This window comes from Rhizobium sp. SRDI969 (assembly GCF_025152725.1).
Taxonomy (GTDB): Bacteria; Pseudomonadota; Alphaproteobacteria; order Rhizobiales; family Rhizobiaceae; genus Rhizobium; species Rhizobium leguminosarum_I.
Window position 1 is genome coordinate 227,424 of the sequence record NZ_CP104035.1, and the last position, 13,743, is coordinate 241,166.

Annotated in this window: 11 protein-coding genes; 8 read left to right on the forward strand and 3 right to left on the reverse strand. The window is 62.1% G+C overall.

Annotation, left to right across the window (positions count from 1 at the left end):
• Nucleotides 1-30: 30 nt before the first annotated feature.
• Nucleotides 31-2,247: a 3-hydroxyacyl-CoA dehydrogenase NAD-binding domain-containing protein gene (locus N2A41_RS01125; RefSeq protein WP_260110022.1), complete on the forward strand. Its 2,217-nt coding sequence runs from the start codon at nucleotides 31-33 to the stop codon at nucleotides 2,245-2,247.
• Between the two features lie 468 nt (nucleotides 2,248-2,715).
• A complete protein-coding gene (locus N2A41_RS01130; protein WP_003545273.1) occupies nucleotides 2,716-2,925 on the forward strand; it encodes a cold-shock protein in 210 nt (69 codons plus the stop codon).
• Between the two features lie 437 nt (nucleotides 2,926-3,362).
• Here the strand turns inward: N2A41_RS01130 and N2A41_RS01135 are convergent, their stop codons facing one another.
• Nucleotides 3,363-3,863, reverse strand: coding sequence for a MarR family winged helix-turn-helix transcriptional regulator (locus tag N2A41_RS01135; RefSeq protein ID WP_260110023.1), 501 nt, complete (start codon nucleotides 3,861-3,863; stop codon nucleotides 3,363-3,365).
• Between the two features lie 56 nt (nucleotides 3,864-3,919).
• On the opposite strand from N2A41_RS01135, the gene N2A41_RS01140 reads away from it, so the two are divergent.
• Nucleotides 3,920-4,324, forward strand: a complete 405-nt coding sequence (locus N2A41_RS01140) for a GFA family protein (RefSeq protein WP_260110024.1) — start codon at nucleotides 3,920-3,922, stop codon at nucleotides 4,322-4,324.
• Between the two features lie 93 nt (nucleotides 4,325-4,417).
• Entirely contained in the window at nucleotides 4,418-4,861 is a 444-nt protein-coding gene (locus tag N2A41_RS01145) for a YybH family protein (RefSeq protein ID WP_260110025.1), read from the forward strand.
• Nucleotides 4,862-4,867: 6 nt separating this feature from the next.
• On the opposite strand, the gene N2A41_RS01150 is transcribed toward N2A41_RS01145, so the two are convergent.
• Nucleotides 4,868-6,070 carry an MFS transporter gene (locus tag N2A41_RS01150; protein WP_260110026.1) on the reverse strand — a complete coding sequence of 401 codons (1,203 nt, stop codon included), beginning with the start codon at nucleotides 6,068-6,070 and terminating at the stop codon, nucleotides 4,868-4,870.
• Between the two features lie 137 nt (nucleotides 6,071-6,207).
• Between N2A41_RS01150 and N2A41_RS01155 the strand changes: the two genes are divergently transcribed.
• A complete protein-coding gene (locus tag N2A41_RS01155; RefSeq protein ID WP_260110027.1) occupies nucleotides 6,208-6,765 on the forward strand; it encodes a TetR/AcrR family transcriptional regulator in 558 nt (185 codons plus the stop codon).
• A 9-nt stretch (nucleotides 6,766-6,774) separates the two neighbouring features.
• On the opposite strand, the gene N2A41_RS01160 is transcribed toward N2A41_RS01155, so the two are convergent.
• Nucleotides 6,775-10,320 carry a PAS domain-containing hybrid sensor histidine kinase/response regulator gene (locus N2A41_RS01160; protein ID WP_260110028.1) on the reverse strand — a complete coding sequence of 1,182 codons (3,546 nt, stop codon included), beginning with the start codon at nucleotides 10,318-10,320 and terminating at the stop codon, nucleotides 6,775-6,777.
• Nucleotides 10,321-10,526: 206 nt separating this feature from the next.
• Between N2A41_RS01160 and mscL the strand changes: the two genes are divergently transcribed.
• The 3 genes from mscL (at nucleotide 10,527) to galE (ending at nucleotide 13,683) form a co-directional block, all read left to right on the forward strand.
• Nucleotides 10,527-10,964: a large conductance mechanosensitive channel protein MscL gene (mscL, locus tag N2A41_RS01165; protein WP_018483913.1), complete on the forward strand. Its 438-nt coding sequence runs from the start codon at nucleotides 10,527-10,529 to the stop codon at nucleotides 10,962-10,964.
• Nucleotides 10,965-11,075: 111 nt separating this feature from the next.
• On the forward strand, nucleotides 11,076-12,242 hold the full coding sequence (locus N2A41_RS01170; protein ID WP_260110029.1) for a pyridoxal phosphate-dependent aminotransferase: 1,167 nt from the start codon (nucleotides 11,076-11,078) through the stop codon (nucleotides 12,240-12,242).
• A gap of 406 nt (nucleotides 12,243-12,648) precedes the next feature.
• Nucleotides 12,649-13,683: a UDP-glucose 4-epimerase GalE gene (gene galE / locus N2A41_RS01175; RefSeq protein WP_075224277.1), complete on the forward strand. Its 1,035-nt coding sequence runs from the start codon at nucleotides 12,649-12,651 to the stop codon at nucleotides 13,681-13,683.
• The last annotated feature ends 60 nt before the right edge of the window (nucleotides 13,684-13,743 follow it).

A 13,743-nucleotide genomic window follows, 5' to 3' on the forward strand; every position in this document is an offset into this window, starting at 1 on the left:
CCAGAGAATTCAGGGAGAGGAATTCCCAAGATGAGCACCTACACCAATTTCACGCTCGAAACCGACGCCGATGGCATCGCTCTCGTCACCTGGGACATGCCCGGCAAATCGATGAACGTCTTCACCGCCGAGGTGATGGCCGAACTCGACGCCATCATCGACGCCACGACCGCAGATGCCGCCGTCAAGGGTGTCGTCTTCACCTCGGGCAAATCCTCTTTCTCCGGCGGCGCCGATCTGTCGATGATCAAGTCGATGTTCAGCTCCTATCAGGATGAGAAGGCAAAGAGCCTAGAGACGGCGGTGCAGAACCTCTTCGGTCTGGTCGGCCGCATGAGCGGCCTGTTCCGCAAGCTCGAAACATCGGGCAAGCCCTGGGTGTCCGCCATCAACGGCACCTGCATGGGCGGCGCCTTTGAACTGTCGCTCGCCTGCCACGGCCGCGTCGCCTCCAATGCCAAGAGCGTCAAGATTGCGCTGCCCGAGGTGAAGGTCGGTATCTTCCCCGGCGCCGGCGGCACGCAGCGTGTGCCGCGGCTGGCGAACGCCCAGGATGCGCTGCAGATGATGACCACAGGCCAGTCGCTGACCGGCTCCCGCGCCAAGGCGATGAACCTCGTGCATCAGGTGGTCGAGCCGGATCAGCTGATCCCGGCCGCCAAGCAGATGATCAAGGACGGCCTGAAGCCGGTCGCCCCCTGGGACGAGAAGGGCTACAAGGCCCCGGGCGGCGGCATCTGGACGCCGGCTTCCGCCCAGCTCTGGCCGGCAGCCCCGGCAATCCTCCGCCGGGAAACATCGGGCAATTATCCTGCAGCGCTTGCCATCCTGAAATGCGTCTACGAAGGCCTGCAGGTGCCGTTCGACACCGGCCTGAAGATCGAGCAGCGTTACTTCACCGAGGTGCTGCAGACCCGCGAAGCCTTCTCGATGATCCGTTCGCTGTTCATCTCCATGCAGGAACTCGGCAAGGGTGCCCGCCGCCCGGCAGGTCACGCGAAGACCGAGCTGAAACATATAGGCGTCGTCGGCGCCGGCTTCATGGGCGCCTCGATCGCCTATGTCACGGCTGCCGCCGGCATTCCGGTGACGCTGATCGATCGCGACATCGAAGCAGCGACCAAGGGCAAGACCGTCTCGGAAGGCCTGGTCAAGGATTCTGTCGGTAAGGGGCGTCTTACGCAGGACGAGGCGGCTGCACTGCTCTCCCGCATCACGCCCTCGGCAGACTATGCCGACCTCGCCAATGCCGATCTCGTCATCGAGGCGGTGTTTGAGGATCGCGAGGTGAAGAAAGCGGTCATCGAGGCGGTCGAAGCCGTGCTGCCGGAAGGCGCGATCTTCGCCTCCAATACCTCGACCCTGCCGATCTCAGGTCTCGCCAGGAATTCGAAACGCCCTGCCGATTTTATCGGCATCCACTTCTTCTCGCCTGTCGAGAAGATGATGCTGACCGAGGTCATCCTCGGAAGCGACACCGGCGACAGGGCGCTGGCCGTCGCTCTTGATTATGTCGCAGCCATCAAGAAGACGCCGATCGTCGTCAACGACACCCGCGGCTTCTTCGTCAATCGCTGCGTGCTGCGTTACATGTCGGAAAGCTACGACATGCTGATCGAGGGCGTGCCGCCTATCATGATCGAGAATGCCGCCAAGATGGCCGGCATGCCTGTGGGACCGCTGGCGCTCAACGACGAGGTGGCGATCGACCTTTCGCTAAAGATCCTCAAGGCGACGGCCGCCGATCTCGGCGAAAAGGCCATCGACCCCAGGCATATGGAACTCATCTCCCGCATGGTGGAAAAGGAGGGCCGCTTCGGCCGCAAGAATTCCAAGGGCTTCTACGACTACCCGCCGAAGCCGGCGAAGAAGTCCCTCTGGCCCGACCTCAAGACCCTTTACCCGCAGAAGCAGGCGGATGAGGTCGACGTCAACGTCCTGAAGCAACGCTTCCTCGTCACCATCGCGCTCGAAGCCGCCCGCACCGTGGAGGAAGGCATCGTCACCGATCCGCGCGAGGCGGATGTCGGCTCGATCCTGGGCTTCGGCTTCGCGCCCTATACCGGCGGGGCGCTGAGCTATATCGACGGGATGGGCGCGAAGGCTTTCGTGGAATTGGCGGAAAAGTTAGCTGCTGCTTACGGAAGTCACTTCAAGCCGACGCCGCTGCTGAAGGACATGGCCGCCAAGGGCGAGACGTTTTACGGCCGGTTCGACCCCTATGCGAAGGTAGGGAAGGCGGCTTAGGCCTCTGTATCGTGCCGCGGCGCCCCGCGCTGCCCTGCCGGGCCCCGGGGTCGAGCCACGCGTCTCGACCCGTCCTTCGGACCCCCACAGGTGGGGAGATTGGCTCGGCGCACCGGCTTCCCCAAACAATCGGCGTCCAGCACGACGAAACAATAGGATACGAAGTTCAAGCCACTTGTGATCTCCCCACCTGTGGGGGAGATGGCCGGCAGGCCAGAGGGGGGCGGCCCACATACGACGTTCAAGAGTTACTCGACTTCACCTCGCCAGCTGAATTCCACTTTCCCTAGCTGCGGCCTTGTCACCGACACAATTTCCGATTACATGTGCGCGCATCGATCTTGCTAGATGAACTTTGAAACGGCCTTGTGTCGTTCCTGGCGAACTTCCTCCAAAATCGGTTTTCATCGCCGCTTGGCATTTATCCGAGCTGCAATCTTTAATGAACGATTCGAAAAGGATATCGTCATGAGCACAGGTACCGTAAAGTGGTTCAACGCAACCAAGGGCTTCGGCTTCATTCAGCCGGATGACGGCGCAGCCGACGTTTTCGTCCACATCTCCGCCGTTGAACGCGCTGGCATGCGCGATCTCAAGGATGGCCAGAAGCTGTCTTACGAGCTCGTCCGCGACAACAAGTCCGGCAAGATGTCGGCAGACCGCCTCCAGGCGGCCTGAGCCTTCAAGGCTCTAAATATCATCTCCGGATCGTGACCACGGATGTACTGGCACGGTTCGTTGAGATAGCAGGGAAGGTCGGGTTCACCCGGCCTTTTTTTGTATTTGGTTGGCTGATGTTGTGCCCGATTGGCGGAGTAGCCGGCATCGCCTTGGCGCATAAGTCGTGCCGTGTAAGCCCCCTCTGCCCTGCCGGGCATCTCCCCCACAGGTGGGGAGATCGGCTGGGCGCACCGGCTTCCCCAAACAATTGGCGTTGCAGCACGGCGAACGGCCGAGGATCGAGAAGGTCAAGCCGCTTGTGATCTCCCCACCTGTGGGGGAGATGCCCGGCAGGGCAGAGGGGGGCGGCCACGGCACGACCTTAGAGAATCTTTCGTGTCGCCAAGCCGAGAGCGTCACCGGCGACAACGAGCCCCGCAACACAAGTAAGTCGTTCAGCCTCCTGCCGCCTCGCTACCCTCCAGCATCTCCATGACCCGCGCCATCACCGCCCGCGCCGCATCGAGTTCTGCTGACGTAAATGCAGCCCCCAGCTCGTCGGCCCAACCGGCTTGCGCGGTCTCAATGACACCGAGCCGCGCCGCCCCTTCTTCCGTCAGCCGCACCAGCTTGGCGCGCTGGTGCTGCGGGTTGTCGGCATAGGCGATCAGCCCTTCGCTCTCCAGTACGTCCGCAAGCCGCTGCACGCCCTGGCGGGCGACGCCGAGGGCGCGGGCGATCTGCGCTACCGACATGTCGCCGCGTCGTGCCGCCGCCAGCACCTGCCAGCGCGCGCTCGTCTGTCCTGCCGGCTTTGCCAGTCGGTCGCCGGCGGCCGTCAAATGGCCGGCCAGGCGAAGGGCGGTGATCGCGAAAGCGGAAAAGGCATCCCCTTCCAATGTCCGCTCCGGTCGATTTTGTTTGACAACATGTTGTCGATTTTGTATTTCATCCATAATGACAACATATTGTCATATCCGAAAACTGAAGGCAACGCCGAAGGAGGATCACCGTGAAGAAAACCTACAAGGGAAGCTGCCATTGCGGCAAAGTGCACTACGAGGTGGACATGGACCTCGAGGAGGGAACCGGCCGCTGCAATTGTTCGATCTGCGCCAAGCGCCGCTATTGGGGCGCCAACGTCAAGCCGGAGGATTTCCGACTGATGTGCGACCAGGCGGAAACGTCCGACTATCAGTTCAACACCAGGAGCGGTCATCATCGCTTCTGCCGCACCTGCGGTGTGCCGGCCTATGGCGACGGTTATGTCGAAGCGATCGGCGGCGCCTATGTCTCGATCAACATCGCCTGCCTCGACGATATCACGCCCGAGGAACTGGCAGCACTGCCTATCCGTTATGCCGATGGCAGGCACGATGCCTGGTGGAACGAACCGGCGGTGACGAGTTATCTCTGACGCAATTCCAAAAGTGCGCAGCGGTTCTATCGCTGATGTCGGAACGTCGTCCTCCCCTTCGTCCTCTGTCCATAACGGAGAAGGAGAACGACCGTGAAAGACGAAGCGAACGCCAAGATCGAGGAAGAGGCGATCATCGCCATGCTGATGATGCGCGCCAAGGCGCTGGGCGAAAAAAACGCCAAGGATGCGCTTTCCTACGAGACCGAGGATGAGGTCGAGTTTTCGCTGGCGCCGCCGCTCGTCTACTACGGCAAGGACGAGGCGGGCCTGCAGGCATGGTTCGATACCTGGGAAGGCCCGATCGGCGGCGATGTACGCGATGCCAGACTGACGGTTGGTGAAGATGTTGCTTTCTGGAGCGGCCTGACGCGCATGACCGGGACCAAGACCGACGGCACCGAAGTCGATCTCTGGTTCCGCCAGACCCTCGGCCTCGTCAAGCAGGATGGCCGCTGGCTGGTTGCCCATCAGCACGCCTCGGTGCCCTTCGCCATGGACGGCAGCGGCCGGGCGCTGCTCGATCTCAAGCCGTGAAGACCGTCAGGCAGCACTCCCCGCGACCTTCCGCCGGTCGGCGCGAATGCTCATCAGTCCGACGCCCATCAAAAGCAGGATCGCCGTCGCATAGATATCCGTCGTCAGCGCGTAACCGGCCGATTTCGCCAGGAACCCGGCAAGGATCGCCGGCAGGCTGAAGGCGAGGTAGCTCTGGACGTAAAAGGCCGACAGCAGCCCGGCTCGCTCGTCCGGTTTGGCGAGCGGCATGATGGTGCCGATCGAACCGAGGAAATTGGTGCCGAAACCGGCGCCGGTGAAAATCGTGCCGATCAGCAGCAGCGGCACATTGGCGAGATGCACGCCGGCAACGACGGTCAGGATACCGAGCGTCTTGGCCGATACGCCGAAAGCGAGATTGGCCGAGGCCGTCTTGCTGCGCCTGAGATAGACGGCGATCGCTCCGCTCACCATCAATGCGGTGACGACGGCCCCGCCGGTCAGCGGCGCCCGACTGCCGGTTGTGGTGGCGACCAGGGACGGGACCAGCGAGAGATAGAAGCCGGCAAGCGTCCAGTTGGCGATATTGATCGGCGTCACCAGCGAGAGCGGTCGCTTCACCTGCGGCGGAATGGTGACCCGTGGTATCAGCGAGCCGAGTGCGCCGGGCCGCGTGCCGCCGGTCTCGTGTGTCAGCCAGATGACCGCTGCCTGCAGCGTGAAGGCGACGAGCAGCAGCGCATAGATCAGATGCATCGGGAAGGGCCCGTATTGGATCAAGGCACTGGTGCCGACCGCGCCCACCGCCATGCCGGAAAGCGGTGCGATCGAGTTGACGATCTGTCCCTTTGCCCGGTCGACATCGACGAGCGCCGCCCCGAGCGAGGCACCGGCAATTCCCGTTGCCAGCCCCTGCACAATCCGTGCTGCGATCAGCCAGCCGGGACCGCTTGCGACGATGAAGAGCGCCATGGCGGCGATTTCGAGCACAAGGGCGAAGAAGATCACCGGCTTGCGGCCGAGATGGTCGGAGATCGAACCGGCGGTCAGTAGCGCCGCCAGCAACGCGAAGGCGTAGACCGCGAAAATCACCGTGATCAGCACCGGCGAGACGGAGAAGTTTTCCTGATAGATCCGGTAGAGCGGCGTCGGCGCCGCGGAGGCGCCGAAGAAGGTCGCGAGCGTCAGCGCATGAAAGCCGATCGAGGGGCGCGGCGAATTCTCGGTGGATTTGGCTGCGACGAACATATATAAGCTCCTTAAAGCTAAGCCGTTGCGTTAGCTTATGTAGAGCAGGCATTTCGTAAAAGCAAATTCTTTGCGTTAATAGGTCTGTCAAAGATTTTGAACCATCGGCATCAAGGAGAGAAAGTCGGGTTGCCCGCATGACAGTGAAAGAGAATCTCCGTCCGGGCGGCAGAAGCGCCCGGGTTCAGGCATCGGTGCACAAGGCGGTCCGCGAGCTGATGGCCGAGATGAGCCGCGCCGAGGTGACGATCCCCCTGATCGCCGGCAAGGCGGGGGTGACGCCATCGACCATCTATCGCCGCTGGGGCGACCTGCAGGAGCTTTTCGCCGATGTCGCCGTCGATCGGCTGCGCCCGGATATGCAGCCGGTCGATGCCGGCAGTGGCAAGGCCGATCTCGAAGCCTGGGCCGAGCAATATGCCGAGGAAATGTCCTCCGGCCCGGGCCGCGAGATGATCCGCGACGTGCTGGCGGCGCAGGCGGGCGCAAATGCCTGCAAATGCGCTGAATTTACCCGCCAGCAGATCGGCGTCATCGCCGAGAGGGCAAAGGCCCGCGGCGAGGTCTTTCCGGATGTCGACCGCGTCATGGACCAGGTCGTGGCGCCGATCATGTACCGCATCCTGTTCGCTGACGTGCCGGATGCAGCGCGCGTGCGCGATCTGGTCGCCCGTGTCATGGGCGCGACGGACTGAGCGTATCTGTTACTCCGCGGCGGCGCGCTTGAGGCCGGAAATCTGGGTGATATAGGCGCGCAGTGCTGCCGGCCGCACCGGCTTGTGCTGAACGGCGATGCCGTATCGCTCGGCCTCGCTACGAACCTCCGGCGTGCGGTCGGCCGTGATCAGTAAAGCGGGAATATCGGCGTCGAACTGCCGGCGCAGATGCAGGATAGCGGCAATGCCGGTGCCGTCGCCGAGGTGATAATCGGCGATGACGATATCTGGCGGCCCGTCGCGACCGTCGCTTGATATCACGTCGGCGAGACAATCCAGCGCCGCCACCTCGCAGCCCCAACCGCTGATCAACAGCCGCATGCCCTCGAGGATCTTCGGCTCGTTGTCGATGCAGAGGATTTTCAGCCCGCTCAGCGGCTGCCCCGGACGGTCGGCGGGCGTGACTGCCGCTAGCGTCTCGGCTGGGCGCGAGACGTCGAGCGGCATGGTGATTCGGAATTCCGTGCCCCTGCCATGCGTCGAGTGCAGTTCGACCGGATGGTTGAGCACGCGGGCGATGCGGTCGACGATCGAAAGGCCGAGCCCGAGGCCGGAGGCGGTTTTCGCGCCCTCGTCCAGTCGCGCGAATTCCTTGAACACGGTGCGGAATTTCGATGGCGGAATGCCGATGCCTGAATCGATCACCTGGATGATCACCTGGTTGCCGCGCCGCCGCGCGCCGACCAGCACCTTGCCGCTGATCGTGTATTTGATGGCGTTGGAAACGAGGTTCTGCACCAGCCGGCGCAGCAGGTTGGGATCGGAGCGGACGCGTAGCGATGTCGGCATGACCACCAGCTTCAGCTGCTTTTCGCGGGCGATCGGCGCGAAGTCGGTCTCAATTCGCTTCAGTAGGTCGGAGAGGGCGACGGAGGCAAGCCGCGGTCGCATGGCGCCGGTATCGAGCCTTGAGATATCGAGCACCGCGCCGAGAATGGTCTCGACCGATTCCAGCGCGGAATCGATGTTGCGCACGATCAGGCTGTTGTCGGATTGCGCCATGCGCTCGACCAGCGCCGAGGAATAGAGCCTGGCTGCATTGAGCGGCTGCAGGATATCGTGGCCGGCGGCGGCAAAAAAGCGTGTCTTGCCGATATTCGCTTCATCGGCAGCGGCGCGTGCCTCGCCGAGTTCGTGGTTGACGCGGGTAAGCTCGGCCGTACGTTCGGCAACGCGCTGCTCCAGAGTTTCATTCGCCTGTTTCAGCGCCTGGTCGGCACTCACGCGCTGGGTGATGTCGGTGAAGGTGGCGACGATGCCCTTGTCGGGCATGGCATTGGAACGCACCTCGATGATCCGCTCGCCGCCGCCGAGCACCAGCGAAAAGGGTTTGTCGAGCGTCAGGAAATGTCGCACCGTCTGGCTGAGATCGCCGGGCGCGATGTCGCCGCGCTGGCTGAGCGTAGTGACGATATCGGACAGGGGAAAACCGACCTGGCCGGCACTTTCCGGCAGATCCAGCAATTGCCGGAAGCGCCGGTTCCAGATCGTCAGCCGGTTGGAACTGTCGAAGACCGCAATGCCCTGGTCCATCTGCGAAAGGGCTGTCTGCAGCATGTCCTGGTTATATTGCAGCGCCTCGCTCGCCTGGTCGAGCAGCCAGGCCGTGTCGGAAGAGGCATCCTCGATCTTCTGCAGGATCAACGACAGCACCAGCCGGGCCGAGGACGAGCCGATGGCGCTGCCGAGCAGCTGTTCGCTGAAATGGATGAGCGCCATGTCTGCCGGTTGCTCGTCCTCCAGCTTGCGGCCGGAGCTCTGTTCGTAGGTCGTCAATGAGCGCTGCATGCGCTCTTCGCCGAGATAGCGCGAGATCGCCGCCTTGAGATCGCCGACGCTGATGCGGGTCTTCCAGCCGCGCGTAGCAAATTGCGAGCGCGAATGCCGCTTGACGAAGATGCCGGCCTGGATACGTTCCAGCGGCCTGGCGTTGCGGGTGAGCGAGCCGACAATAAAGAAGGCGGTGTTGACGAGCAGGCTCATCGCTGTCGCATTGACCAGCGGATCGGCGTCGGCTGCGGTGAACAATGTCGTGCCGGGGAAGATGAAGCCGAGCACGGCGCTCGCCACATAGGAATAATCGGGGCCGCCGAGCGAGGGCAGGAACAGCAGGTAGATCCAGATGACGAAACCCGAGGTCAGCCCGAGGATCGCGCCGCGCGCGTTCGCCCGCCGCCAGATCAGCCCGCCGAAAAGCGCTGGGGCGATTTGCGCGATCGCGGCAAAGGAAAGAAGGCCGATCGAGGCAAGGCCGGCGGTGCTGTCGGTCGAACGGTAATAGGCGTAGCCGAACAGCAGCACAGCGAAAATGGCGCTGCGGCGGATGTTGAGCAGCGTCTTGGCGAAATTGTCGCGCTGGCCGGCGCGGCCGGCAAGTTTGCGCCTGAGGAAGATCGGCATGATGATGTCGTTCGACACCATGATCGACAGCGCGACGGAATCGACGATGACCATCGCCGTTGCGGCGGAGAAACCGCCGATGAAGATGATCAGTGAAATCAGAGGCATCTGGCCGGCAAGCGGCAGCGACAGCATGTAGAAATCGGCATTGCCGCTGCCGCCGAAGGTCAGCAGCCCGCCGATTGCCACCGGCAGCACGAAGAGATTGATTGATATGAGATAGGTGGGAAACAGGAAGCCCGCGAGTTTCAGCTGTTTCGGGGTTCGGTTTTCGACAACCGTCACGTGGAATTGCCGCGGCAACAGGATGATCGCAAAGGCCGACAAGATGATCAGGGTGATCCAGCGGCTGATCGGCGTATGGTAGCTGAGCGCCGACATGACCAGCTCATTGTCGACGGTCTTGCGCCAGAGATCGGTCGGGCCATCGAAGAGAAACCAGATGACGCAGACGCCGGCCGTCAGGAAGGCGACGAGCTTGACCACCGATTCCATAGAAACGGCGAGGATGAGGCCGTCCTGATGCTCCGTCGCATCCGTATGCCGCGTGCCGAACATGATGGCGAAGCAGGCAAGCACCAGCGTTGCGACGAGCGGCAGGTCGAGGAAATAGAGATTGCCGCTGCCGATGCCGTAATCGGAGGGATTGACCATGGCGCTGACGGTGCTGGAGATCGCCTTGAGCTGCAGCGCAATATAAGGAATGGCGCCGATCAGCGAGATCAATGCGACGATCGTTGCGACCGTCGAGTTCTTGCCGTAGCGGGCGGCGACGAAATCGGCAACCGAGGTGAGCTTCTCCGCCTTGGCGAGCTCGATGATGCGGCGAAGCAGCGGCATGCCGAGCGTGAAGACCAGGATGGGGCCGATATAGATGCCGGCAAATTCCAGGCCCCGCTGCGCCGCAAGCCCGACGCTGCCGAAATAGGTCCAGGAAGTGCAGTAGATCGCAAGGCTCAGCGCATAGACAACCGGCCATCCGCCTTCCAGCGTGCCCGGGCCGCCTTGCCGCGTGCCCGGGCCGCGGTCGAGCATGCCCTGGCCGCGGTTCTTGCGGTCGCCATAGCTTGCCACGGCGAAAAGCAGGAGCAGATAGCCGAAGGCAGACGCGAATATGACCCAGCCTGGAAGCATTGACCCTCCGCCGACGGAAAACCCGCCGGGACCTCCTGCAACGTTGCTCAGCTTAAGTCATTTCAGACGCCTTGGAAATTCCTGGCCGTCTAGGCCTTAAGTCAAAGACGGGTGAGGTTCAGGCGGAGAATTGCGATTGACGATTGATTAATTGCAATGAAGATGTAGCTAATAAAAACAACTGTATCCAAGGGAGACGGACTCCGATGCTTAACGAGTTCAAGGCCTTTATCGCCCGCGGCAATGTCATGGATCTTGCAGTCGGCGTCATCATCGGCGGCGCCTTCGGTGGCATCGTCAAATCTCTGGTGGATGACCTCATCATGCCGATCGTCGGCGCCATTTTCGGCGGCTTCGATTTTTCGAATTACTTCCTTCCGCTCTCGTCGGCCGTCAACGCGCCGACGCTTGCCGCCGCCCGCGCCCAGGGAGCGGTGTTTGCCTATGGCAGTTTCCTCACGGTGCTCATCAACTTCCTCATTCTCGCTTGGATCATCTTCCTGATGGTCAAGGGCGTGAACACCATGCGTGCCCAGATCGAGCGCCAGGAAAAGGCGGCACCGGAAGAGCTGCCCCCGCCGCCGGCAGACGTTCAGCTGCTGACGGAAATCCGCGATCTTCTCGCCAAGCGCCCGACGGCTTGATCCCGTCCGCTGCGGCCGGGCTCAATCATCACGAAAATCGATAAGCCATCACTGGTTATCATGGGATTTGCCGGTGCAAATCCGCTATGAAGGCGGAAACCGGAGATATGCATGTCGATCGTCAGCAGCCTCAGCCCGCGCGCCTTGGCGGCGCCCGAAAGCGGGATCGTCGAAGTCGTCAATTATGCCCGTGGCCGCGAGGGTCTGCTGCCGCTCTGGGTGGGTGAAGGCGACCTGCCGACGCCCGATTTCATCAGCCGCGCGGCAATGGAGGCGCTTGCATCAGGCGAGACCTTCTACACCTGGCAGCGCGGCATTCCGGAGCTTCGCCAGGCGCTTTCGGATTATTACAGCAGACATTTCGGAATCCGGCTTCCGGTCGAACATTTCTACGTCACCGGCTCCGGCATGCAGGCGATCCAGATCGCCGTGCAGGCGCTGACCTCGCCGGGCGACGAATTGGTTTACCTCTCTCCTTCCTGGCCGAATATCGCCGCCGCTCTCGAAATATCCGGTGCGCGCTCGCTCGGTGTCGAGCTGCAGTTCGAAGCCGGTAAATGGGCGGTCGATCTGAACCGCATCGAAACCGCGATCACCCCGAAGACCAAGGGTATCTTCATCAACACGCCGTCGAACCCGACGGGCTGGACGGCAACGAAGCAGGATCTTGGCGATATCCTGGCGCTTGCCCGCAGACACGACCTCTGGATCATGGCGGATGAAATCTACGCCCGCTACTATTTTGCCGGCGGCCGAGCCCCCTCTTTCCTCGATGTGATGGAAGAGGGCGACAAGGTCATCTTCGTCAATTCCTTCTCGAAGAACTGGTCGATGACCGGCTGGCGCGTCGGCTGGATCGCAGCACCCCCTGAGATGGGCCAGGTGCTCGAAAACCTCATCCAGTATTCGACATCGGGTGTGGCACAGTTCATGCAGAAGGGCGCCGTCGCCGCCCTTGATCAAGGTGACGATTTCGTCGCTGCCAATATCGCCAAGGCGGCTCGCTCCCGCGATATTCTCTGCGATGCGCTGATCGCCACCAACCGGGTCGAGACTTTGAAGCCGGACGGCGCGATCTACGCCTTCCTGAAGATCGACGGCGTCGCCGATAGCCGCAGCGCAGCGCTCGATATCGTCGACAAGACTGGCGTCGGCCTTGCCCCCGGCACCGCTTTCGGCCGAGGCGGCGAACTCTTCCTGCGCGCCTGTTTCCTGCGCGACCCCGCGCAGGTGGCCATCGCGGCCGAGCGCCTCTGCGACTATATTCTCAAGCTCTGAGAAGTGTCCGCCTGCAGCGAAAAGGAGAAGTTGTCATGGCTATTTCCGTAGGAGATCGCCGAGGTCTGCCCCTCATCCGCCTGCCGGCACCTTCTCCCTGCTCGCGGGGCGAAGGGGTATGCGGCGACATCTCGGTCCCCATTGACGTCGCGCAGGGCACGTCCCCTCTCCCCGTCAGAACGGGGAGAGGGTTAGGGTGAGGGGCAGCCATCAGCCGCGAATGCCGCGATTTTGTGCCGGAATCGCCGGATCGATAAAACTCTAGCAAAGCCCGAAATCGGCCTCTAACCACGACTCCAAACATACCCGTTCAAGGGCCTGCCAATGGCCGTTCGATAAGAAAATTGGAAAGAAAAACCAGCGCCTGATGCCCCTGCTTATAAAAATGAAAGCAGGGATGCGGGACATGGCGGTTTTGGTGACGGGCGGGGCCGGATATATCGGCAGTCACATGGTTTGGGCGCTGCTCGATGCGGGCGAGGATGTGGTCGTGCTCGACCGCCTCTCCACGGGCTTTCGCTGGGCCGTGGCGCCGGCGGCGCGTTTCTATCTCGGCGACATTGCCGATCCCGACATATTGAAAAAGGTCTTCATCGAAAACGACATCGAGGCGATCATCCATTTCGCCGGCTCCGCCGTCGTCCCGGTCTCGGTCGCGGATCCGCTCTCCTACTACGACAACAATTCCGGCAAGACCCGGGCGCTGCTGAGCGCTTCGGTCAAGGCCGGTATCCGCAACTTCGTCTTCTCTTCGACGGCGGCGGTCTACGGTCAGCAAAAGACCGACCTGCCGGTGAAGGAGACGGCCCCTCTCAATCCGGAAAATCCCTACGGCCAGTCGAAGCTGATGACCGAGTTCATGCTGCGCGATGCCGCCGCCGCCTATGATTTCAACTATGTCGCGCTGCGTTATTTCAACGTCGCCGGCGCCGACCCGCATCACCGCGCCGGCCAGTCGACTTCAGGCGCCACGCACCTCATCAAGGTCGCCTGCGAGGCAGCGCTCGGCAGGCGTGACAGCGTCAATGTCTACGGCATCGACTATCCCACCCATGACGGTACCGGCGTGCGCGACTACATCCATGTCAGCGATCTCACCGATGCGCATCTGAAAGCGTTGCAGCACCTGCGCAGGGACAAGGGCTCGCTCGTTGCCAATTGCGGTTATGGCAGCGGCTATTCCGTGCTCGACGTGCTGAACATGGTCACCCGCCTGCACGGGCATTCCTTCAAGATCCACATGGCGCCGCGGCGCGCCGGCGATTCGGCAAGCGTCGTCGCAGACGCTTCGCTCGCCCGGCAGGTGCTCGACTGGAAGCCCAGATACGATTCGCTGGAAACCATCGTTCAGAGCTCGCTCGATTGGGAACTGTTCCTGTCGAACAAGAGTGTCGACGACCTGCACAGTATCCACCGGGCACTGGCCGCCGCTTCGTTCTGATGCAGAAACCTGTTTACCATCCCCGCGCCTGCGGGGACCACATGCCGTGACGTGAATAAG

Coding starts and splice junctions, on each gene's coding strand:
- N2A41_RS01125 (WP_260110022.1), top strand. CDS start 31: ATGAGCACCTACACCAATTTCACGCTCGAAACCGACGCCGATGGCATC.
- N2A41_RS01130 (WP_003545273.1), top strand. CDS start 2,716: ATGAGCACAGGTACCGTAAAGTGGTTCAACGCAACCAAGGGCTTCGGC.
- N2A41_RS01135 (WP_260110023.1), bottom strand. CDS start 3,863: ATGGATGAAATACAAAATCGACAACATGTTGTCAAACAAAATCGACCG.
- N2A41_RS01150 (WP_260110026.1), bottom strand. CDS start 6,070: ATGTTCGTCGCAGCCAAATCCACCGAGAATTCGCCGCGCCCCTCGATC.
- N2A41_RS01155 (WP_260110027.1), top strand. CDS start 6,208: ATGACAGTGAAAGAGAATCTCCGTCCGGGCGGCAGAAGCGCCCGGGTT.
- N2A41_RS01160 (WP_260110028.1), bottom strand. CDS start 10,320: ATGCTTCCAGGCTGGGTCATATTCGCGTCTGCCTTCGGCTATCTGCTC.
- mscL (WP_018483913.1), top strand. CDS start 10,527: ATGCTTAACGAGTTCAAGGCCTTTATCGCCCGCGGCAATGTCATGGAT.
- N2A41_RS01170 (WP_260110029.1), top strand. CDS start 11,076: ATGTCGATCGTCAGCAGCCTCAGCCCGCGCGCCTTGGCGGCGCCCGAA.
- galE (WP_075224277.1), top strand. CDS start 12,649: ATGGCGGTTTTGGTGACGGGCGGGGCCGGATATATCGGCAGTCACATG.